This window comes from Nonomuraea ferruginea (assembly GCF_039540635.1).
GTDB classification, from domain to species: domain Bacteria; phylum Actinomycetota; class Actinomycetes; order Streptosporangiales; family Streptosporangiaceae; genus Nonomuraea; species Nonomuraea ferruginea.
Genome location: NZ_BAABFD010000017.1, coordinates 84875 through 105870 on the forward strand (window position 1 = coordinate 84875; position 20996 = coordinate 105870).

At 71.2% G+C, this 20996-nt stretch carries 24 protein-coding genes; 13 read left to right on the plus strand and 11 right to left on the minus strand.

Features of this window, described 5'->3' with window-relative positions; genetic code table 11:
- Positions 1–227: 227 nt before the first annotated feature.
- Positions 228–881, plus strand: coding sequence for a DUF998 domain-containing protein (locus ABD999_RS29605; protein ID WP_271275651.1), 654 nt, complete (start codon positions 228–230; stop codon positions 879–881).
- A gap of 52 nt (positions 882–933) precedes the next feature.
- On the opposite strand, the gene ABD999_RS29610 is transcribed toward ABD999_RS29605, so the two are convergent.
- The 6 genes from ABD999_RS29610 to ABD999_RS29635 form a co-directional block, all read right to left on the minus strand.
- Positions 934–1494 (minus strand): fasciclin domain-containing protein, encoded by a 561-nt coding sequence (locus tag ABD999_RS29610; protein WP_271275650.1) that lies wholly within the window; start codon positions 1492–1494, stop codon positions 934–936.
- Between the two features lie 168 nt (positions 1495–1662).
- Complete coding sequence (locus ABD999_RS29615; protein WP_271275649.1) at positions 1663–2094, minus strand: SRPBCC family protein; 432 nt, start codon at positions 2092–2094, stop codon at positions 1663–1665.
- A 19-nt stretch (positions 2095–2113) separates the two neighbouring features.
- Positions 2114–2455 carry an ArsR/SmtB family transcription factor gene (locus ABD999_RS29620; RefSeq protein ID WP_148035232.1) on the minus strand — a complete coding sequence of 114 codons (342 nt, stop codon included), beginning with the start codon at positions 2453–2455 and terminating at the stop codon, positions 2114–2116.
- A complete protein-coding gene (locus ABD999_RS29625; RefSeq protein WP_271275648.1) occupies positions 2452–2895 on the minus strand; it encodes an SRPBCC family protein in 444 nt (147 codons plus the stop codon). The genes ABD999_RS29620 and ABD999_RS29625 overlap by 4 nt, the downstream gene beginning before the upstream one ends.
- 83 nt (positions 2896–2978) lie before the next feature.
- Entirely contained in the window at positions 2979–3347 is a 369-nt protein-coding gene (locus ABD999_RS29630) for a hypothetical protein (RefSeq protein WP_271275647.1), read from the minus strand.
- Positions 3348–3356: 9 nt separating this feature from the next.
- Positions 3357–3971: a TetR/AcrR family transcriptional regulator gene (locus ABD999_RS29635; protein ID WP_148035235.1), complete on the minus strand. Its 615-nt coding sequence runs from the start codon at positions 3969–3971 to the stop codon at positions 3357–3359.
- 190 nt (positions 3972–4161) lie between these two features.
- On the opposite strand from ABD999_RS29635, the gene ABD999_RS29640 reads away from it, so the two are divergent.
- The 7 genes from ABD999_RS29640 (at position 4162) to ABD999_RS29670 (ending at position 12552) form a co-directional block, all read left to right on the plus strand.
- Positions 4162–5751, plus strand: a complete 1590-nt coding sequence (locus ABD999_RS29640) for an MFS transporter (protein WP_271275646.1) — start codon at positions 4162–4164, stop codon at positions 5749–5751.
- 120 nt (positions 5752–5871) lie between these two features.
- Complete coding sequence (locus tag ABD999_RS29645) at positions 5872–6846, plus strand: phosphotriesterase family protein (RefSeq protein WP_271275645.1); 975 nt, start codon at positions 5872–5874, stop codon at positions 6844–6846.
- A 36-nt stretch (positions 6847–6882) separates the two neighbouring features.
- Positions 6883–7836, plus strand: a complete 954-nt coding sequence (locus tag ABD999_RS29650) for a phosphotriesterase family protein (protein ID WP_271275644.1) — start codon at positions 6883–6885, stop codon at positions 7834–7836.
- Positions 7837–7850: 14 nt separating this feature from the next.
- A complete protein-coding gene (locus ABD999_RS29655; protein WP_271275643.1) occupies positions 7851–8969 on the plus strand; it encodes an FAD-dependent monooxygenase in 1119 nt (372 codons plus the stop codon).
- A 33-nt stretch (positions 8970–9002) separates the two neighbouring features.
- Positions 9003–9908, plus strand: a complete 906-nt coding sequence (locus ABD999_RS29660) for an alpha/beta hydrolase (protein WP_271275642.1) — start codon at positions 9003–9005, stop codon at positions 9906–9908.
- On the plus strand, positions 9905–10825 hold the full coding sequence (locus ABD999_RS29665; RefSeq protein ID WP_271275641.1) for an MBL fold metallo-hydrolase: 921 nt from the start codon (positions 9905–9907) through the stop codon (positions 10823–10825). The genes ABD999_RS29660 and ABD999_RS29665 overlap by 4 nt, the downstream gene beginning before the upstream one ends.
- Before the next feature lie 8 nt (positions 10826–10833).
- Positions 10834–12552 carry a CocE/NonD family hydrolase gene (locus ABD999_RS29670; RefSeq protein WP_271275640.1) on the plus strand — a complete coding sequence of 573 codons (1719 nt, stop codon included), beginning with the start codon at positions 10834–10836 and terminating at the stop codon, positions 12550–12552.
- A 1-nt stretch (position 12553) separates the two neighbouring features.
- On the opposite strand, the gene ABD999_RS29675 is transcribed toward ABD999_RS29670, so the two are convergent.
- Both ABD999_RS29675 and ABD999_RS29680 read right to left on the minus strand, forming a co-directional pair.
- Positions 12554–14824: an SCO7613 C-terminal domain-containing membrane protein gene (locus ABD999_RS29675; protein ID WP_271275639.1), complete on the minus strand. Its 2271-nt coding sequence runs from the start codon at positions 14822–14824 to the stop codon at positions 12554–12556.
- Positions 14794–15210 (minus strand): hypothetical protein, encoded by a 417-nt coding sequence (locus tag ABD999_RS29680; protein WP_345482991.1) that lies wholly within the window; start codon positions 15208–15210, stop codon positions 14794–14796. The genes ABD999_RS29675 and ABD999_RS29680 overlap by 31 nt, the downstream gene beginning before the upstream one ends.
- A 654-nt stretch (positions 15211–15864) precedes the next feature.
- Between ABD999_RS29680 and ABD999_RS29685 the strand changes: the two genes are divergently transcribed.
- Together ABD999_RS29685 and ABD999_RS29690 are read left to right on the plus strand one after the other, a co-directional pair.
- Positions 15865–16377 carry an RNA polymerase sigma factor gene (locus ABD999_RS29685; RefSeq protein WP_271280317.1) on the plus strand — a complete coding sequence of 171 codons (513 nt, stop codon included), beginning with the start codon at positions 15865–15867 and terminating at the stop codon, positions 16375–16377.
- Between the two features lie 5 nt (positions 16378–16382).
- Positions 16383–17477: a CU044_5270 family protein gene (locus ABD999_RS29690; protein ID WP_271280323.1), complete on the plus strand. Its 1095-nt coding sequence runs from the start codon at positions 16383–16385 to the stop codon at positions 17475–17477.
- A gap of 121 nt (positions 17478–17598) precedes the next feature.
- On the opposite strand, the gene ABD999_RS29695 is transcribed toward ABD999_RS29690, so the two are convergent.
- Complete coding sequence (locus ABD999_RS29695; protein WP_271280318.1) at positions 17599–17826, minus strand: hypothetical protein; 228 nt, start codon at positions 17824–17826, stop codon at positions 17599–17601.
- A gap of 411 nt (positions 17827–18237) precedes the next feature.
- Here ABD999_RS29695 and ABD999_RS29700 point away from each other — a divergent pair, with 411 nt between their 5' ends.
- The 3 genes from ABD999_RS29700 to ABD999_RS29710 all read left to right on the plus strand — a co-directional run bounded on the left by ABD999_RS29700 (position 18238) and on the right by ABD999_RS29710 (position 19512).
- Positions 18238–18693, plus strand: a complete 456-nt coding sequence (locus tag ABD999_RS29700; protein WP_271280319.1) for a MarR family winged helix-turn-helix transcriptional regulator — start codon at positions 18238–18240, stop codon at positions 18691–18693.
- Positions 18694–18766: 73 nt separating this feature from the next.
- Positions 18767–19087: a DMT family transporter gene (locus ABD999_RS29705; RefSeq protein WP_148035246.1), complete on the plus strand. Its 321-nt coding sequence runs from the start codon at positions 18767–18769 to the stop codon at positions 19085–19087.
- Positions 19088–19131: 44 nt separating this feature from the next.
- Entirely contained in the window at positions 19132–19512 is a 381-nt protein-coding gene (locus tag ABD999_RS29710) for a DMT family transporter (RefSeq protein WP_148035247.1), read from the plus strand.
- Here the strand turns inward: ABD999_RS29710 and ABD999_RS29715 are convergent.
- Both ABD999_RS29715 and ABD999_RS29720 read right to left on the minus strand, forming a co-directional pair.
- Complete coding sequence (locus ABD999_RS29715; protein WP_271280320.1) at positions 19505–20317, minus strand: DUF6114 domain-containing protein; 813 nt, start codon at positions 20315–20317, stop codon at positions 19505–19507. The two genes, ABD999_RS29710 and ABD999_RS29715, sit on opposite strands and share 8 nt — an antisense overlap.
- Positions 20318–20319: 2 nt before the next feature.
- Entirely contained in the window at positions 20320–20922 is a 603-nt protein-coding gene (locus ABD999_RS29720; RefSeq protein WP_271280321.1) for a DUF6230 family protein, read from the minus strand.
- Between the last annotated feature and the right edge of the window lie 74 nt (positions 20923–20996).

Consider the following 20996-nt stretch of genomic DNA (forward strand, 5'->3'; position numbering starts at 1 on the left):
CGGGTCTTGCCGCAAGCCCTGGGGTGCGCTATAGGTTGGAAGTGGAAAGGCGCGGATCTTCCCCTTTCCCCTCGTCCGCCGCCTGAGGCGGCTGTCTCGGGCCCTCGCAGGGCCATACCTACCACTGCTCACGGCTGATCGACGTCCTTCTGCCGACCTTGTTGACAAAGGATATTTTTACGTACAAGCTCATTTTTGCAATCAGCCACGACCGATGGAGATCGACCATGTCCTCCGACACCGCCGTTGACCGGCCACCCCTGCGCACGACCCGCGCCCTGCTCGCCTGCGGAGTGGCCGCGGGGCCGCTGTTCGTCCTGCTGATCGTGGCGCAGGCCATGACCCGCGACGGGTTCGACGCCCGGCGCCACCCGCTCAGCATGCTCAGCCTGGGTGATTACGGCTGGATCCAGACGTGCAACTTCCTGCTCTGCGGGGTGCTGGTGCTGGCGTCCGTCGCCGGTCTGCGCCGTACGCTCCGGCCCGGGACGCCGGGCCGCGCCTGGGGCACCTGGCTCATCGGGGTCTACGGCGCGAGCCTGATCTGGGCCGGCGTCTTCCCCACCGACCCGGCCGAGGGATATCCCGTCGGAACCCCTGACGGCCCCGGCGAGGTCAGCTGGCACGGCATGCTGCACAACCTCGCCCCGGTCGGGATGGGCCTCGCGCTGAGCGTGGCGTGCCTGGTGTTCGCCCGCCGGTTCGCCCGCGCCGGTCAGCGTGGCTGGGCTCTTTACAGCGTCCTGGCACCGGTGGCCTACCTCGTCCTGGGGTTCGCCGCGTTCCCCGCGCAGGACTTCCGCCTGATGGTCGTCGGCGGCGCGGCCATCTGGACCTGGGCGGCCGCGCTGTGCCTGAAGTCGATGCCGACCGGAAGATGAGGCGCACGCGGCGCGAGACCGCGCCGCGTGCGCCGTGGGCGTCTGTCCTGCCCTACTGGGGCATCAGGACCTTGTCGATGACCTGGACGGTGGCGTTACGCGTGGGCACGTCGGCGCAGACCACCTTCGCGTCGTTGACCGTGATCTCCTGGCCGGAGGCCTTCGCCGTCAGGTCCCCGCCCTGAAGGGTGGTGAGCGGCGCGCCCTCCAGGTCGGCGGCCATGTGCTTCCCTTGGACGACGTGGTACTGGAGAACCTTGGTGAGCTCTTCCTTGTTCGCCATGAGCTGGTCCAGCTGCTCCTTCGGGACAGCCTGGAACGCCTCGTTGGTGGGTGCGAACACGGTGATGTCCTCGGCGGAGTTCAGCTTCTCTGTCAGGCCGGCCTCCTCGACTGCCTTGGCCAGCGTGGAGAGCTCCGGCACCTGGGTGAGTGCGGTCCCGACCGGCTTGTCGGCGATGTCCTTGAGGCTGCCCTCGATGGCCGCGCACCCCGGGCCTGACGGGCTGCCTCCGTTCGTGGGCTGAGGCGCGGGCGAGGTGACGGACGCGCCGGCGGTACCCGTCACGGTGGCGGCCAGTGTCATGGCCGCGGCGATGAGCAAGTGCTTCACGATGGTCCCCCTGAGATCCTTGGGACCCGCCCGACGGCGGAGCCCGTATGGCGTGCCCGAGATTCCGGACCACGGATTCCCTGATCTCCAGTGTTGAGGAGCTCCGGCCACGGCCAAGTCACCTAGCGCTCAAACGGGGACAAAAGGGGCGTTACTGACTTTTGGCAGTCAGTTCCAGTTGTCGATCTTCACATCGTCGGGGGCCGGGGCGCCCTTCCCGGTTTCGACCAGCGACTTCAGGCTCATGAGGAAGACCGCCCACTTGGTGCTGCAGTGGTGCATGAACTCCACCGGCTCCTTCCAGCCCGCGTGCTTGAAGAGGATGACGGTGTAGTCGTCGGCCCGATCGAGGTCCCAGCCGACGTGCGTGCCGATCCACTCCTCGGGCCCGCCGACCACCTCCCACAGCACGCGCTCGCCGGGGCGGGCGTCGAGGACCTTCATGTCGAACCCGTCGGTCCCGAACCTGAACCGGAGCACGTCGCCCTCGCCCCGGGTGTCGGCCGTCCACCAGCCGGCGAGCCCTTCGACGGTGGTCAGGGCCTCATAGACGTCGGCCGCCGGTGCCTTGATCCCCACTCTGTGCAAGATGTCTGCCATTGCCGGTCCTTCCATGGATTCACTGGTGATCTTTTTCGCGCTGGATCGTCTCGGCGATCCGCTTGATGCGCCGGAGCCTGGCGTCCCATGCCGCCCCCACCGAGGACAGCTGGGCCACGGCGCGGGCGAGCTGCGCCTCGTCCACCCGGTATCTCTTCTCCCGCCCGGCGGGCGCCGCGTGGACGAGGCCGGCGCGGTCGAGCACGACGAGGTGTTTCGCGATGGCCTGCCGCGTCACGGGCAGCCGCTCGCTGAGACTGGTGGCGGTGCCGCTGCCGTCGGCCAGGAGCAGGTCGAGCATCCGCCGACGGGTCGGGTCACCGACCGCGGACCACAGGTCGTCGTCGACGGCGGCGGTCATGGAGCCGACACCAGGCGCGCCGCGTACGCGCCGAGCCGGGGAACGAAGGTGTCCCAGCCCTCGACGTGCTCGCGGTACATCTGGGCCAGCTTGGCGGCCTCCCAGCCCATCTCCCGGAACCCGGTCTCGGTGAGCCGGATCCTCGTGCCCGTGCCCGACGGGGTGAGCTCGAAGGTGACCAGCAGGGATTCGGCGACCTTGCCGTCGGAATAGCACCAGCGGAACGAGAACAGCCGGGGCGGCTCGACCTGGACCACGGTCATCGGGGAGACGACCGCCCTGTCACCCCAGACGAACTCCCCGACGGCGCCGGGAGCCGCCTCGAAGTCGGCGTCGTCCGTCCACCACTGCGAGATGTGCTCGGGACGGCTGACGACCTCGAAGACCACCTCGGGCGAGGCGTCGACGTGGATCTCCCGTTCGATGCTGCCGTACTCCATACGCCCGCTCCTCCTTGACGCGCAACCTTTGGTTGCACGTCAAGTTAGCAGCCGAACCCCCCATCACGCAACCATCGGTTGCGTCAGCCCTCGGCATCCCGGTATCGGTACCACGGGCCCGCCACGTGATCGGCGCCGTCCGGCCGCCCTTGGGGGCTCCTGACATAGCCGTGGGCGCGGTCCCCCAGCCACCCCCGGCCCAGCTCGAAGTAGACCAGGCCGTTCTCGCGGAAGACCCTCTCGAACGTGAGACCGCCGACGGTCCGCTCACCGAGCTCCTCGCCCTCGGCCAGCGAGCGGGCGACCTCCTCCATGCCGGCGACCGAGCCGGCGAAGCGGTCGTCCTCCGTGGGAGCCAGGGCCACGAGCGCGACCAGCAGGAGGGCGGCGGACACCAGCACCGCTCCCAGGTAGGCGGCGCCGCGTAACGCGGGGCCCTGCGTTCGGCTCATGGGGGCAGGCTAGTGGCGTCCGATCGTGCCGAACCAGCTCTCCGTGAGGACGTCCAGCATCTCGTCGCGCTCGACGCCCCAGGTGCCCGGCTTCCAGTGGCGCGCGACGTGGTCGAGCTCGGTGATGGCGACGACGCCGCGGAAGTGGCGGGTGCCGGCGGGGAACCGGCCGGCGCGGTCGAGCCCTTCCTTGATGTCGCCGGTGGCCTCGTTCAGCCACTCGTCGAGGAGCGCGCGGATGTCGGGGTCGACGGCCGCGGCCTCGAAGGCGGCCGTGGTGTAGGGGCGGATCACGTCCCACCGTTCGGAGGTGGACGCCAGCCACGCGCGGATCCGCTCGCGCGAGCCGTCCTCGACCACGTCGACCAGCTCGCGCTCGGTGGACCCGCGCTCGGTGGACGGGGTCCGGTCGAGCGCGGCGTTGAGCCGCTCCGAGATGAGGGCCTTCATCAGCTCGACCTTGGACGGGAAGTACGCGTAGAAGGTCACCCGCGTCGTCCCCGCCGCCGACGCGATGTCGTCGACCGTCGTCGTCGCGTAGCCCTTGGACCCGAACAGGTCGAGACCCGCGTCGAGCAGGAGCTTGCGCGTCATCTCCTTCTGTGCCGCACGGAGCGTCGCCATGCGGCCAGCATAGAGCACCCCGGCCGCCTTCCACTCTCACTGATCGTTCTCAATACGTACCGCTCAAACACTTGATGCAGTGTCAAGTCATATGACACATTGCACGCCAATGAGGTGATCGGGCTCACACGGGTGGCCGATCCCGAGCGCGGCCGGAACCGGTCCGGCCTGTGGACAAGAAAGAACCGCGATGACGCAGACCGCTGCGCGCAAGCAGGGCCACACCGCCACGGTGATCGCCGGCTGCTTCGCCGTCCTCCTCGCGCAGGTGGCGTACTCACTGCCCGGCGCCCTCAACGGCACCTTCCACCAGGAGTTCCAGACCACCGGCGCCCAACTGACCTGGGTCACGGCCGCCTTCGCCATCCCCATGGTCGTCTTCGAGCTGACCACCGGCGTGCTCGGCGACCTGTTCGGCCGCAAGCGGCTGCTGCAGGCGGGTGCTCTGCTGACCGTGGCCGGCTCACTCGTCAGCTACGTCGCCGAGACCGTCCAGGCCCTGTGGATCGGGCAGGCCGTGGCGGGCTTCGGGGCCGCGATCCTCTACCCGATCTCGCTGGCCATGCTGGCCGCGGCCAGCCCGTCGCAGGAGGCCCGGTCCAAGGCCATCGCCGTGTGGGCCGGCTTCCTCTCGATCGGTGCGGCGATCTCCCCGCTGATGGGCGGATGGCTGGCCGAGCAGGGCGACTGGCGGGCGTCGTACCTCGTCGTGGTCGCCGCCGCGGTCGTGTCGATCGTGATCACCCGGTTCGCCGCCGACTCCTCGGCGCCGGAGGGCCGCAAACTGGACGTCCCCGGCCAGGTCACGCTGGCCCTGGGCCTGATCGCCATTCTCTTCGCCGCCACGCAGGGCTCCGAAGCCGGTTTCGCCCGCCCCGAGATCGTCGGCGCCTTCGTCCTGGGCGTCGCGCTCCTCGGCGCCTTCGTCGTCATCGAGCTGCGCACCGAGGTGCCGCTGCTGCACCTCGGCATCTTCGCCAACCGCTCCTACGCGGTCGTCGCGATCGCCACGGTGGTCGGCATGTTCGCGTTCCTCGCGACCTGCTACTCGATGAGCATCTGGCTCGGCGCGATCCAGCACCAGAGCGCCCTGAAGATCGGCGTGCTGTTCCTGTTCATCCAGGGCCCGGCCTTCGTGCTGGTGCCGATCGTCTCCCACCTGATCAGGAACTTCTCGCCCCGCTGGGTGCTCACGGCCGGCTTCTCCCTCATCGCCGTCAGCGGCGTCTGGTGCTCGACCTTCGACGTCCACGACATGGACTGGACGCGGTTCATCGCCCCGATGCTGGCGCTCGGCGTCGGCTTCGCGCTCACCGTCGGCTCGATCACGGCGGTCGCGATCAACACCGTTCCGCTGCGGCTGGCCGGCATGGCCAGCGCCACCACCAACCTGCTCCGCGACTTCGGCTTCGCCCTCGGCCCGGTGCTCATCGCCGCGTTCGCGGTCAGCCGGGCGAACAGCGACATGAGCGCCGGTTTCGGCGGGGCACTCGGCGCGTCCGGCCTCCAGCCGCCGTACACCGACGTCGCCGGAGGGATCGCGAACGGGAGCGGCGCCATGGCGATCAACTCGATGCCGGTCGTGCCCGGCGCCGGTCCGGACATGCCGCCGGTGCCGATGCCCGAGAGCCTGCGCACGCTCGCGCTCGAGTCGCTCGGCAGCGCCTACAGCCTCGCGTTCCTGGTCGCCGCCCTCTGCGCCGCCGCCGCCGCGGCTCTGACGCTGTTCGGGCTCTTCGGCTCGAAGCACGACGCCGACCTGCCCAGTACGAATGGATAGGTAAATTTACGTGACGGACATTTGCTTGACACAATGTAAAACCAGATGCCACGATTCACAGTGCGGGGTGACGCGGTCACTCGCTGAGACCCGAGCTGAAACCCGAAAGGAGTGGCAGTGATGGGCGACCAGACCGACACCGTCAACACCGTCCTCGGCCCGGTTCCCGCGCGGGAGCTGGGTGTCGTCGCGGTGCACGAAGCCCTGCTGTCGGTGTTCCCGGGAGCGGAGCACGCGTTCGACGTCACCCTCGACCGCGCCGAGATCTTCGAGACCCTGGCCGCGAAGCTGACGGACTTCCGCCGCCATGGAGGCGGCACGATCGTCGACAGCACCGGCATGTTCCACGGGCGCGACGTGCGGCTCTACGAGACCCTCTCGCGCGCCACCGGCGTGCACATCGTCGCGTCGACAGGCCAGGGCCCCGAGGAGCTGCTCGGCGGCTACTTCCTGACGCCGCAGACCAACCCGCCGACGCCCTGGCCGGCCGAGAAGTTCGCCGACCTCTTCGCCAAGGAGGTCACCGAGGGCATGGTGGTCCCCCGGGTCGAACGGCGCGGCGCCGCCGGTCTCATGGCCACCGCCGCGACCTCCTCGGGCATGACCGCGACAGACGAGAGCCTGTTCCGCGGCGCGGCCAGGGCCGCCCTCGCCACCGGCGTCCCGGTGTCCATCCGTTACGGCGGCGACGCCGTACACGATCTCGAGGTCGTCCTGGACGAGAAGCTGCCCGCCGGGCGCGTCGTCGTCGGCGGGCTCGACCGCAGGGACGCCGTCGCGGCCGGCGCGCCGCTCGCCGTCGCGGCCCGCGGCGCCTACGTCGCCCTCGACCACGTGGGCACCGAGGACGACGCCCACGTCACCGACGCCGGACGCGCCGCCCTGGTCGCCGAGCTGATCGAGGCCGGCCACCGCGACCGGATCCTGCTCTCCAGCAACGCGACCGGCGTCGCCAAGGGACACCCCGCCAACGACGTGCGCTACAGCCACGTCCTCACCACGTTCGTCCCCCTCCTCAGGACACGGGGCCTCGGCGACGAGGACGTCCGGCGGATCCTCGTGGACAACCCCCGCGACCTGCTGTCGGTGCGCTGAGCGCGACAGCCCGAGAGAGCTTCGAAGGTGAGTGTTGTGTCGAGAGTGAACACCGTCCTGGGGCCGATCCCGGCCGAGGAACTCGGTCTCGTGGCCGTCCACGAGCACATCGGGTACGGCATGCCGGGCTCCGAGCTGGACACGAAGTGGTGGAAGACCCCCGAGCAGCGGTACGAGGAGACCGTCCCGAAGCTGCGCCGGTTCCACGAGTACGGCGGCGGCACCTTCGTCGACGCGACCGGCATCTGCAACGGCCGCGACGTCGACTACTACAGGTCGCTGTCGGCCAAGACCGGCGTGCACATCGTGGCGAGCACCGGCTTCGTCGGCGGCGACACCGCGCTGCCGTTCTTCGCCCGGGCGAGCGTCGGCTATCTGACCGAGCACTTCGTCCACGAGATCACCGTGGGCATCGGCGACACCGGCGGCCGTGCCGGCATCATCAAGGTCGGCGTGAGCCGCGGCGGCCGCATGACGGACCTGGACAAGCGCATCTACCGCGCCGCCGCCCGCGCGGCCCTGGCCACCGGCGTGCCCATCCTGACCCACCTGGCGATCGACGCCGAGAACGCCATCGCCATCTTCACCGAGGAGGGCCTCCCGCTCGACCGCGTCCTGTTCGGGCACGTCGACGACGGGGTGAACGCCGACAAGACCCGTGACACCTGGATCGCGGAGCAGGGCGGCCGGATCGGGTTCGACACCTTCGGCTACGAGACCGAGCTGGAGGACCCGCCCTTCTGGGCCCGTCCGCGCAAGGAGCGGCTGGACCACTTCCTGCGCTTCATCGGTCAGGGGCACCTGGGCAAGGTGCTCGCCTCGGCCGACGCCAACTGCAGCCCGCTGGGCTGGCCGGGCGTGAAGGGCCACACGGTCAACTACATCTTCGAGGACCTCATCCCGGACCTGCGTGCCGCCGGCCTCGACGAGGCCACGATCACCACCATCTTCGTCGACAACCCCGCCGACTTCCTGACGATCCAGAACTGACAAGGACCACAAGCATGCAGCCCTCAGACCTGAAGAACCTGAAGATCGCCGTCGTCGGCGCGGGGTACGCCGGCGCCGCCGCGGCCAAGGCTCTGAGCCTCCTCGGCGCCACCGTCGACGTCTACGAGCAGGCGAGCCGGATCCACGAGGTCGGCGCCGGCATCGGCCTGCGGCCGTCCACCATGGACCGGTTCCGCCAGTGGGGCATCTTCGACGCGATCGCGAAGGTGAGCTCGCCGAGCGACTACTTCGAGATCCTCACCGCCACCGCCGAGCCGATCATCAAGGAGGCTTGGCCGGAGATCGACACCTTCGGCGAGAAGACCCGGCTGATCCACCGCTGCGACTTCATCGAGGCCCTCCTGGGCGTGCTCCCCGAGGGCATGGTCCACCTCGGCCACAAGCTGGAGGGCATCCAGGACGAGGGCGACAGGGCGACGCTGACCTTCGCCAACGGCGCGTCGGCCACCGCCGACCTGGTGGTGGGCGCCGACGGCATCAAGTCGGTCGTGCGCGCGCGGCTGTTCGGCGACAACCGGCCGGTGTTCTCCGGCGAGCACGCCTACCGCGTCGTGATCCCCGTCGGCGACGCCCACGGGATGGCCGTCGACGACAACTTCCGGATGTACATCGGCCGGGGCACGAAGGTCTACTTCCTGCCGCTGCGCCACCGCGACCAGGTCTCGTTCGACATCACCGCCCTGTGCCCCGACAGCACCTGGGCGCCGAAGGTCACCAAGGACGACCTGCTGAAGTGCGTCGAGGGCTTCGACGAGCGGATCGTGAACATCACCCGCGGCCTCGACATGGACGCCGTCAACTGCCGCGCGGTCTACGACATCGACCCGGTCGACACGTGGCACTCCGGCTCCGTCGTCCTCGTGGGCGACGCGGCCCACTCGATGCTGCACCACCAGGGTCAGGGCGCCAACTCGGCGATCCTGGACGCCGGCGCCCTCGCCGACGCGCTCAAGGAGGCCGGCTCCGTCAAGGAGGCGCTGGCGAGCTACCAGGCCGCCCGCAAGCCGGTGACCGACGAGCTTCAGCGGATCTCGCGCCAGGGCTGGACCGAGGACGAGATCAGCGACGTCTTCCCCGGCCAGAAGCCCGCGTCCCAGACGCCCGCGTCGTAGCGCCCACGTCCCGGAACATCCCGAAGGTCTGACATGCCACTGCACCCTGACATCGCCCGCGTCCTCGCCGGCCTGCCGGCGCCGCCTCCCGGCCCGCTGGACCCTGCGGCGATGCGCGCCGCCGAGGAGGCCCAGGTCCCGCCCGTGGCCGACCGGCTGCCGCTCCGCTCCGTCGAGGACCTCACCGCTGGACAGGTCCCGGTGCGGGTCTACACACCGCACGAGTCGGACGCGTACGGCCTGCTCGTCTATTTCCACGGCGGCGCGTTCTTCCTCGGCAGCCTGGACACCCACGACCACGTCGCAAGGTCGCTGGCGAAGGAGACCGGGCTCAAGGTCGTCTCCGTCGGCTACCGGCGAGCGCCCGAGCACGCCTTCCCCGCCGGGCTCGACGACTGCTACGCCGCGGTCCGCTGGGCCGCCGGGAACCTCGGCCGGGAGGGCGCGACGCTGGCCGTCGCCGGTGACAGCTCCGGCGGCACGTTCGCCGCCGCGGTCGCCGGGCTGGCGCGCGACGACGGCTTCGACCGGATCACCCACCAGGTGATGTTCTACCCGTCACTCGATCTCGACTTCGACGTGGACCGCTACGCCTCGCTGCGCGAGAACACCGTCGGCTACGGCCTGGAGACGGCGGGGCTGAAGCCGTTCAACGCCTTCTACCTCGACAGCGGCGCCGACCCCGCCGATCCGCGGGTCTCGCCGATCAAACGCGCCGACCTCACCGGGCTGCCGCCGGCGCTGATCGTGACCGCGGAGTACGACCCGATGCGCAACGAGGGTGAGCTCTACGGCCGGCGGCTCAAGGAGGCAGGCGTGGCGGCGACGGTGAGCCGCTATCCGGGCGCCGGCCACGGATTCGTCCAGCATTTCTCCTGGATCCCGGAGTACCACCGGGTCTTCGAGGAGACGGCCGCCTTCCTGAGAGGCACGTCATGAACGTCCATCCCCTGGTCTCGCCGTGGGGCCGGTTCGGGCTGTACAGCTTCTTCCTCGACGCGCCCGAGCCGGCCGTCGTCGACACCGGGATCGCCTCCTCGCCCGCCGAGGGCATGGCCCCCGCGCTGGCCGCCATCGGGCGGCGCATCGAGGACGTGCGCTGGATCCTGCTGACCCACGGGCACATCGACCACGTCGGCGGCGCCCACGCCCTGTGGGAGCTGACCGGCCGCCGCGCGCGGGTGGTCATCCACGAGGCCGACGCCCCGATGCTGCGCTCGCGCCGGGCGCACGTGGACGAGTACCTCCGGGGCCGGGGCCGCTACCTGAACGACCCGGAGGGCGAGGCCAAGGTGACGGCCGCCGCCGACACGGTCATCTCCGGCGAACTGGAGCCGCACGTGCTGGTCCAGGGTGGTGAAACCCTCTCGCTCGGCGGCGACGTCACCGTCTCCGTCCACGCGATCCCCGGCCACACGCCCGGATCGGTGGCCTACGAGGCCGGCGGCCGGGTGTTCGTCGGCGACGCCGTCCAGGTCCACGGGGCCGCCAACGGCTTCCCCGGCTTCACGGACCCGGCCGCGTACCGCGAGAGCCTGCGCTTCCTGCGCGACGAGATCCGGCCGCGCCACCTCTACCTCGGTCACCCGTACCGGCGCGCGGACGGCACCCCGTACGGCGTCGAGCTCGACGAAGGGCAGGCCCGCGAGGCGCTCCAGCAGAGCCTGGACATCGAGGCACGGGTGAGCGAGGCGGCCCGCCGCTGCCTCCTGGACGGCCCGCGGGAGACGGACTCGCCGTACTCGCCGTTCGCGCCCGTCGCCGAGAGCCTCGGCTACACCGGCGACCCGGCGCTGGAGCCGTCGCCGTTCTTCACGTCGATGCACGGCTACCGCACGCACCTCGACCAGGACTAGGACATCTCATGGCTGACTTCCAGACGATCCACGCAGGCGGGCAGGCGATCGCCGTACGCAAGGACCTGCGGGTGCCGATGCGCGACGGGGTCACCCTCGCCGCGGACGCCTACCACGGCACGGAGGACCGGCCGCGCCCTGCCCTGATCGCGATGAGCGCCTACGGCAAGGAGCTGCAGGCCCTCGCGCTCACCACGCCGCCGCAGCGCCGCCCCAGCCCGATGTGGGACGGCTGCATCGAGGCCGGCGACATCGCGCGCGTCGTCAAGGAGGACTACGTCCACGTCATCGGCGACATGCGCGGCACCGGCGACTCCGGCGGCGTGATGATCGGCAACTACAACGCCGGCGGCGTCCCCCAGGGCCAGGACCTGTACGACGTCGTCGAATGGGTCGCCGCGCAGCCGTGGTGCGACGGGAACGTCGGCATGATCGGCATCTCGTACTTCGGGTCGATGCAGGTGTACGCCGCGGCCGAGCGCCCGCCGCACCTGAAGGCGATCTTCGTCAGCGGCGGCCACTTCGACTTCTACGAGACCACCTACCACGGCGGCATCATGTGGTTCATGCCCAGGGCCGCCCGCGAGGGACGCGGCGGCGACTCCGGCATCGCCCACACCGACGTGCGGTCCCGCATGCAGGAGGTCCACTCCCCCGAGGAGCTCAGGAAGCTCGTCGACGAGCGCCTGCGGGACCCGGACGTCGCCGCGTGGCCGAACCTCGTGCACGTGCTGAGGTACCCGAGGAACCGCGAGTTCTGGTTCGACATCGTGATGAACGACCTCGACGGCGAGTGGTACGAGGAGCGCAACCCCGTCAAGCTGGCCGAGAACATCGACATCCCGGTCTACCTGCAGATCGATCAGGGACGCGGCTGGACCGTCGACGGCCACATCGAGCTGTTCGACGTGCTGAAGGGCCCCAAGAAGCTCGACATCGGCTCCTACCCGCCGATGCAGTCGCGCCCCTGGATCGAGGAGCACGACAAGATGTTCCGCTGGTACGACTACTGGCTCAAGGGCATCGACAACGGCATCATGGACGAACCCGCCGTGAGCGTCTTCGTGGAGGGCTCGCGCGAGGTGGTCACCGCGTCGCAGTGGCCGCCGAAGGAGATCGACTACAGGCCGCTCTACCTGCGCCCGCGCCACAAGCTCTCCCCCGAGCCCGAGCTGATGGGCGCCGAGCACGCCGCCCCGGACGGCTTCTACCAGGCGCCCCTCACGGTGACCGACAAGGTGGAGATCGTCAGCTGGAGCACCGAGCCGTTCGAGGAGCCCGTGGAGCTCATCGGCACCGGCGCGGCGCACCTGTTCGCCGAGATCGACCAGGATGACACGAACTTCATCATGCGGCTGTGGGACGTCGCCCCGGACGGCGGCCGGCAGCTGATCACCACAGGCTTCCTCAAGGCGTCGCACCGCGAGCTGGACGACCGGACCACCGAGGGCAACCCGTACCACCCGCACACCCGCGCCGTGCCCGTGAAGCCCGGCGAGATCGAGGAGTACGTCCTGCGGCTCTACCCGTTCGCGGCGACGTTCCGCCCCGGCCACCGGCTGCTGGTGGAGCTGTCCAACGACGAACCACTGGCCGACGCGCACAACGCGCTGCTGCCGCCGGACGCCTTCCACCTGCCGGTGGGCCGTCCCGTCACGCACAAGATCTACCGCGACGCGGCCCACCCGTCCCGGCTCGTCCTGCCGTTCACCAAGCGTCACGGGTAGGTCAGTCCATCGCTGTCAAGGTGTCACGCAACTTGCGCAGGTCCCGCATGCGGGCCTCGTACGTCGCCCCGACCACCACGAGCAGCAGCCCGCCCACGGCGATCGGAGCCCAGCGCGGCACCACGAGGAGCATCTCCGACACGTACGGGGCCAGCTCCCGCACCGCGACACCGGCGAGCACGACGGCTCCGATCACCGTGGGCGCCCGCAACCGGAACCTGGCCCCGGCGACCAGCACCACGAGCGCCACCACGCCGAGGCCCAGCGACCGCCGCCATTCGGCGTCCGCGTAGACCGCGACCAGGCTGGGCAGCATCGTGAAGGAGAGGCCCGCACCGTACGCCGCCCAGGACCCGGCCGGTGCGCCACGCCGCCGCCACCAGCCGGATCCCAGCAGGACCAGCGAGCACGGCACCGTGTACGCCTCGACCACGGTGACCTCGTCCGCCCCCAGCCGCAGCCACGAGGCCAGCAACAGCAGGACGGCGCCGGTGTACCTGAGACCGCGCGCGCCGCCCTGCCCCGCCCGCAGCGACCAGAGCAGCGCCAGCACACCGGCCACGGCGAATCCCATGCTCGCCGCGACCAGGACGCGCACGCCCAGCGAAAGCCCCGCCGCCACCGCCTCCAGCCCGAGGAACAGCGCGCCGAAGGCCGGCGCCCAGACCTGGAGCTCCTTCGTCCTGCCCGCCAGCGCCATGACGGCGGCCGCCGACGCCAGGACAGGCAGCACGATCAGCGTCGCCGGCTCGCTGCCGAACGCGTACGCCGCCGCCCGCGTCGAGGCCGCCCCGGCGACGAGCGCGCACGCCCCGGCCCACCACGGCGCCCGGCCCAGCGTGGCGGCGACCGCCAGCGCGACGGCCAGCGCCACCTGGACCGCCACCACGGCCGGGTAGGGCATCGCGAAGGCCTGGGGCGCGACGGCGACCATGAGCGCCCCGACCACCAGCGCCCCGCACGCCGCCACCCGCACCGGCCACTTGCCCCCGCCCTTACCCTCGCCTTCGCCCTTGCCCTCGCTTTCGCTTTTGCCCTTGCCTTCGCCTTCGCCCTCGCCCTTGCCCTCGCTTTCGCTTTCGCTTTCGCTTTCGCCACGAGGCACCGCCCTCCCAGCAGTGCCGGGAAGCACCTCCATCACCGGCCGCCCGCCAGCGCCCCACACAGCCGCCACCAGGAGGGCGGCGGCCACCGTGCCCAGCACCACCACGTCCGCAGGCGACGCCGTCGCGAACGGCTGCCACTGCGGTCCGCCCCACGTGCCCGTCCAGAACACGTCCAGCCACGGGAGCGGCGACCCCAGGGTGACCACGAGCCGGGGCAGCAGCGTCAGCGTGACCAGCAACGCCACCAGCCCACCGGTGGCCATGCCCGCGAGCCGTACCCTCCGCCAGGGCAGCCACGTGGCGGCGAGCACCACCGCGAGCGCCGGCACGAGATAGGCCAGGGAGCGCCAGCCCGCGCCCGGACCGGCCAGCGCCGCCTGCGCGGGCGCGGCCACCACGGCGATCAGCGTGAGCGCGGTCCCGGCGGTGACCACGGCGGCCCAGGTCTCCCCCTCGACGTCGCCCTGCCTGGCCAGCAGCCAGATCACGAACCCGCCCAGCAGAGCCAGCGCCACCAGCGGCCCCACCCTCACCAGAGCCTGACCGACGGACGGAGCCCCCAGCGCGTACGTCGTGCCACCCAGCAGAGCGAGCGCGGCGACCCCGCTGCCGGCCAGGGCGGCCGTCACCCGCACCGCTCCCCGGACATGACGGACCAGGGCCGCGTCCAACGCCGCGGTGGCCACCAGCGCGGCGACCAGCCAGGTCCCCGGCAGGCTCCCGGCCAGCAGCGTCAGCACCGGCTGCGCCAGCACCACGGCAACCGGACCGGGCCCGCGGAGCCGGGTGACCCGCGCGTAGGCCACCCCGCTCCGCGGGCCCGACCCAGTCAGCCGGGTGACCCGGGCGTAGGCCACCAGGATGAGCGCGGTGCCCCCGAGCACCCCCGCCGTGTAATGCGACGCGTCGAGGGCGTCGGCCCTGAGGAATCCCGCCTGTCTGGCCGCGTACCCGTCGAGCAGCAGCAACGCGACCGCGAACCCGGCCACGGTCTCGGCCGTCGCGGTGAGCCCGCGCCGCATCAGCACGACCGGCGCGACCATGACCAACGCGGTGAACCCGGCCAGCACGGCCGCGCGCCCGCCGATCCCCAGCCACCCCCAGCTCACCACGGTGAACACCACCGCCGCCACCGTCAGCAGCAGGCCCCCGAGAATGAGCAGCACGTTCTTCGCAGCAGCCTGCGAGACCTCCCGTGGCGCAGCACCAGGCCCCCCGCCCGCGTAACCCACCGCCGGATACGGCGACACCACACCAGCGCGCGGCGCACCGCCGTACGGCGGGACCACACCAGCATGCGGCACACCACCGTACGGCGGGACCACACCAGCATGCGGCACACCACCGTACGGCGGGACCACACCAGCGTGCGGCGCGCCAGCGTGCGGCGCGCCAGCGTGCGGCGCGCCAGCGTGCGGCGCGCCAGCGTGCGGCGCGAGCACTCCGACGTACGGTGGTGTGCCGCCGTGCGGCGGGAGCACGCCAGCATGCGGCGCGCCACCGTACGCCGGCGGCGCCGCGTCCCCGACGGCCTGACCCGCCACGCCAGCATCAGCGCCTGCGCCTGCACCTGTGCCGGTGCCCGTGCCGGTGCCAGTGCCAGTGCCGGTGCCAGTGCCGGTGCCGGTGCCTGTGCCGGTGCCTGTGCCGGTGCCTGTGCCGGTGCCAGTGCCAGTGCCAGTGCCGGTGCCAGTGCCGGTGCGGAGGATGCCGAGCAGGTCCGTGCGGCGGGCTCGCAGCCGCGCCTGCTGGTCCCGCAGCCCGGCGAGAGCCTGGTCCACCTGCCAGAGCTCGTATGCGGCGGGTCCCTGAAGGGTCAGCCCGCACCTCGGGCACCTGGACACCGGCTCCCGGGACCTGGACCTGAACACCGGCTCCTGGGTCCCGGAGCCGGACGCGGACCCGGAGCCGGACCAGGACCCGGAGCCGGAGCCGGAGCCGGAGCCGGAGCCGGAGCCGGAGCCGGAGCCGGAGCCGGGCAGCGGCGCTCCACAGTCCGGACATGTCATGCTTTGATGCACCGATACTCCGCTTCAGGGGTGTCGAGATGACCCATATCTCACACTGGCATCCTTGCGAACCACTGTCACGCGTCCAAGGTGCCCAGGGCCTGATCTGACGGGATCGCCGGCCGGCTTGTAATTTCTGATGGTCTCGGACCACTTCCTCCTGTGAACAGTTCCGGGACACGTGAGGGGTTGGGGCGGTGACGAGCGATCGAGAGCGCTTCACCACCATCTACGACGAATGCCGACAACGCGTATGGGCCTACGTGGTCAGCCGCGCCGGCCGGCAGGTGGCCGACGAGGTGGTGAGCGAGACGTTCGCCATCGCCTGGCGCAAGTTCGACCAGATGCCGCGGAACGCCCTGCCATGGCTGCTGGGTGTGGCGCGCAACGTGCTCCGCGACACCATCAGGGCCGAGGCCAGGCGTGAGGGGATCCAGCGCGAGATGCGCGCGTGGATCACCGCCGACGTGGCCGACCACGTGGCCGAACGCCTGGGCGTGCTCAAGGCCATGGCCAGACTCAGCCAGGACGAACGCGAGATCCTCATTCTCGTCGCCTGGCAGGGCCTGAGTCCGAAAGACGCCGCCAAGGTGCTCGGCTGCTCGGTGCCCGCCTTCCGGGTCCGGCTGCACCGGGCGAGAAAACGCCTGCGTGCCGAGCTCGAATCCCCCATGCTGTCCCATCCCCGGCTCGTCGAGGAGTTGTCGTGAACCCGATGGAAGAGCTGCGTGCCGCCCGCCCGGCCCACCTGACCGGCGGGCCGGTGGACCCGCACACCCGGCAGGCCGAGCTGGCCCACGCCTTCGCCCAGCCCACGCGGGTGCCGCGCCGCGGCAGGAAGTCGCTGACCTGGGGCCTGGGCCTTGGCCTGGCGGGCGCGGCGGCGGCCGCCGTGACCGCGGTCGCGCTGGCCGCCGGTTCGGCCCCGGTCGTGTCGCCGGGAGCGCCGGACGTCGCGGCGCAGCCGGTTACGCTGTCGGCGAGGGAGGTGCTGCTCGTGGCCGCGACCAGCGCGGAGCGCCGGCCCGCCGCCGCCGGAGACTACTGGCACGTCTCCAGCCGCTCCCGCAGTCTCCATCCGGTCAACGAAGGCTTCGTGATCTCCATAGAGCAGGAGAGCGAGAGCTGGGTGGGCGCGGACGAACAGTGGGGCTCCACCCGCGCCCTGGGCGTCAAGCCCGCGACCGACGCCGACCGGGCCGCCTGGGAGAAGGCGGGATCACCGCGAGAGCTGACCCTCGCGGGGCGCAAGCGGATCTCGATCCAGGAGAGCGCGGAGCGGCCGCGCACCGGTCACACGCGGGGCCAGGAGATCTTCTGGCTCGGCCGCAATGTCACCATGGCCGACCTGCGGAGCCTGCCGACCGATCCGGCGGCGCTCAAGGCTGACCTGCTCCGTTTCTACGAGGGCAAGGACACCGAGTCCGGCGCTCCGATGGCGGAGGACGCCTGGCTGTTCCGGGTGACCGAAGGGTTGATCACCGACATGCCGGTGAGCCCGGAGGTGCTCGCGGCGGCCTTCCGGATGCTGGCGGACCTGCCGTCGGTCACCTCACTCGGCCAGGTCACCGACGCCGCTGGGCGCCCGGGCACCGCGATCGCCATCGCGGACATCTCCCAGCGCAAGCCCGGTGACACCGCCAAGGGCGTGGTGCAGGTCCGGCTGATCATCGACGAGAAGTCCGGCCGCGCGCTGGCGCGCGAAAGCGTGGTCGTCAAGCCTGGCGGCCTCCAGGCCGGACTGGAGCCGGGAACGGTGTGGAGCACCCACACCATCCTGGAGACGGGCTGGACGAACGAACACCCGTAGTACGCCACGCCGCGAGCGGCCTGAACGGCGCTCCTGGGTGGCGGCCCTGGACGACGGCCCTGAGCGACGTCCAGGGCGACGGTCCTGAGCCGCGGCCCTGGGTGGCGGCCCTGGGTGGCGGTCACCCGCAGCTCGCCGCGCGTGCGGCCTGGGAGGGGACGCGCTCGATCGCCCGTACAGCGATATCAGGCCGGTCGGCATAGATGTGGTGTCCGCTCTTCTCGGCCGTGGTCAGCTTGCTGTCGCCGGACAGCGTGAGCCACTCGCGTTGTCCGGCGACCCACGCCTTCTCCAGGCGCGGCCCGTACTCGGGGACGGCCGCGAAGTACGGCTGACCGTGCTCGATCACCTCCACCCCTGCTGGACGGACTTCCCGTCGGGGATGACGAGCTTCTCCGGGTTCTGGCCCTGGAACACCGCTAGGTTCTGGGCGCACAGCTCGCGGGCCCTCCGAACAGGACACCGACCGGCCCGCGACCTCGATCTTCCGGGTTCCGGAGAGCGGGCCGGTCTGGGTGGCGGGGGCGAACGGGTCCCGGTTCTCCACCGTGTCGCTGTCGCGGCCGGCGAGCCCCGCACCGACCACAGTGGCGCAGAGCGCGGTCAGCACGGATGCCTCTGCGATGCAAGTGGAGCGGGAAGCGGCCGGACACCGCAACGCCGGCCCCGGAATCGTCACCGCTCAGTGGACATCCGCCGGTAGCTCGCACGGGGGACACGCGGCTTGCGCCGGCGCCAGGTGTCGCGCTACGGTAAGTGCATGCACATGCAGATATATGGTCTCGGGTCGCAGTGGTCCCAGGTCGCGGCGTTCACGTCCGCGATCGACACGGCTCTGGGCAAGTGGCTCGTGGATGTGCATCGGATCGGGCTGACGGAGTATCGGGCGCTGGCCCATCTGACGCAGGCGCCGGACAAGGAGCTGCGGGTCAACGATCTCGCGCAGAAGATCGGCCTGAACCAGAGCTCGGCCACCCGGCTGGTCAGCCGGCTGGAGAGCAAGGGCGTCGCGCGGCGCGATGTCTGCGCCGACGACGGCCGCGGGGTCTATGCGGTCCTCACCCCGGAAGGTGAGGCGCTCGCGCGTGAGGTGCGGGCGTCCTATGACGAGCGCATCGGCGAACTCCTGGCCAGCGCGTCGGCGGAGGCGCCCCACGTGGACGTCCGCCTGCTCGGCACCGCACTACGACAGATCGCGGACGTCGTCACCCCGTGAGCGACGGCGCCCGGCGCGGTGAGATGCGCACGCGTATAAATATGTATGTACATGCAGAGAGATAAGGAACATCATGAGCTGGCTCTATCTGGCGATCGCCATCGTCTTCGAGATCGCGGTCGCGATCAGCGCGAGCAACGCGAAGGGATTCACCGACCTGTGGTGGACCGTCGCCACGCTCGTCACCGGCGGGATCGCCACGTTCTTCCTCAGCCTCGCGCTGCTGACCTTCGACGTCGGCGTCGGCTACGCCCTGTGGACGTCGATCGCCGGGGTCGGGATCGTCATCGTCGGCGCCCTGCTGCTCGGCCAGCAGCTGACCTGGAAGAAGCTCCTGGGCATCGTCGTCGTCATCGCCGGTGTCATCGGCCTGCAGCTCAGCGGTGGCGCATGACCTCCGCGCGTCCCATCAACACCACACCCGGAAGGACTTCTCCCATGACACCCAGCAAGACCGTCTCCTGGCTCGTCCTGCTCCTGGCAGGAGTGTTCGAGGTCGGCTACGCCCTCACCGTGAACGGCAGCGAAGGCTTCACCCGTCCGGGCTGGTCGGTCGTCGCCGTCGTGTTCTTCCTTCTCACCCTGTTCTGCCTCAGCGTCGCCCTGAAGGGCATCGACGTCGGCATCGGCTACGCCGTGTGGGCCGGCATCGGGGCCGTCGGCGCGGCACTCCTGGGCCCGGTGTTCTTCGACGAGGTGCTGACCCCGGCGCGCGCCTTCTGGCTGGCCGTGATCATCGCCGGGGTGGTGTGGCTCAAGCTCGCCGACAGTCCCGCCCTGGAGGACAGGCCCGAGAAGACGGCGGCCGGAGTCAGCTGACCCGCTGCGTCAGCCCTTCGACCCGGGCGCGGGCCGCACGGACGAGGAGCCGGTCGGCCTCGACGTCCGTGACGGTCATGGACGGCAGCGGCAGCGGGGGCGGCGGCAGCTCGGGAGTGAACGTGAGGGCGACGCCGCCGACCCGGGCACGCAGCCGGGTCACGTACATGACGACACCGCCCGACAGCCGCAGCCGGGAGAACCGCTGGTGGACGGCCGCACCGGAACCACGCGTCCGGTGCAGGCCGTCCTCGATCTCGACGGCGGACATGGACAGCTTGAGACGGGGACCGGCGGGCCGGCTCACCACTCCTTCGAACCGGCCGCCCCACAGGGTGAGCCGCGCGGCTTCGAGCCCGGAATCGGCGGGCCCGGAGGGGTGGGGGGCCGGCAGGGCGAGAACGAGAGCCACCGGGACGGCCGCGATCACGCGCAGCGGTTCCTCCCGCCGGCGGGCGGGGCGGCCGTCGGGGCTCCAGGCGCACAGGAGCGCGCCACCCGTGAGCCCGGCGAGCATGCCGAGGCCGAGACCGCCGAGGTTGGACGTGACGAAGGAGCCCAGTGACAGCGCGATGGCGGCGACCCCGAGGAACACCCGCTGCCCGTGCTGCCACCAGCTCAGCAGGCCGGCCGCGACGAGAAGCAGCCCCGCCAGATAGCCGGAGATCCCGGCGACCCCCTGCCGGACCAGGAGCGGGAGCGGCGCGAGCGGCGCCAGCAGGATGACGGCCCCACCGGCGGCCACCCACAGCCCGCCCCAGAAGGGACGGGTACGCCGCCACCGGCGGAATCGGGTGTCAGGCATGGTCAGAAGCACTCGTGGTCGCCGGGCTCGAAGCTGAGCCGCAGCCCGTTGAGCCGGAAGGTGCCGGCGTTGACGGCGTAGGCGGTCTGCCGCAGGCCGGTGATGCGCACGGTGGCCGCCTGCTGGCCGATGTCGCCCGGACGGCCGCCCAGACCGGCGGGGGCGTCGAGGGTGGCGGCGTCGCGGCCGATCTCGATGTCGCCGAACGTCACGTCGCCGGAGAGCTGGTGGAGGTCGATCACGAGGTTCGCGGCCTCCACGGGCCGCTCCCCGTCGCCCGCCCTGACCAGGAACGTGACCGGGCCGACCGGGGTGCGCACGAGCGCCGACTGGCACAGGCCGGTGATCCGCGCCCGGCCGATCACCGAGACGAGCACCGGGCGCCGCCCCTCGGCGGTCGACGCCACGTCTCCGTACTGGGCGAATCCCTTGCCCACGAGCCGGTCGGCCGAGATCTTGAACCGCTCGCCGGACAGCGCGAACGACGCCGCGACACCCCCTTCGCCGGTCACGCCGACGAGGATCGCGGCCGCCGCCAGCGCGGGGACGAGCACCGCGGCGAAGCGCCGCCACCGCGTGCGGCCGAGCCGCATCTCGGCTGACATGGCGCTCACCTTCGCTCGGGCGCGGGACGGGGAAGCCGGAACGAGTGAACCGGCGGGCCCAGTATAGGGACTCT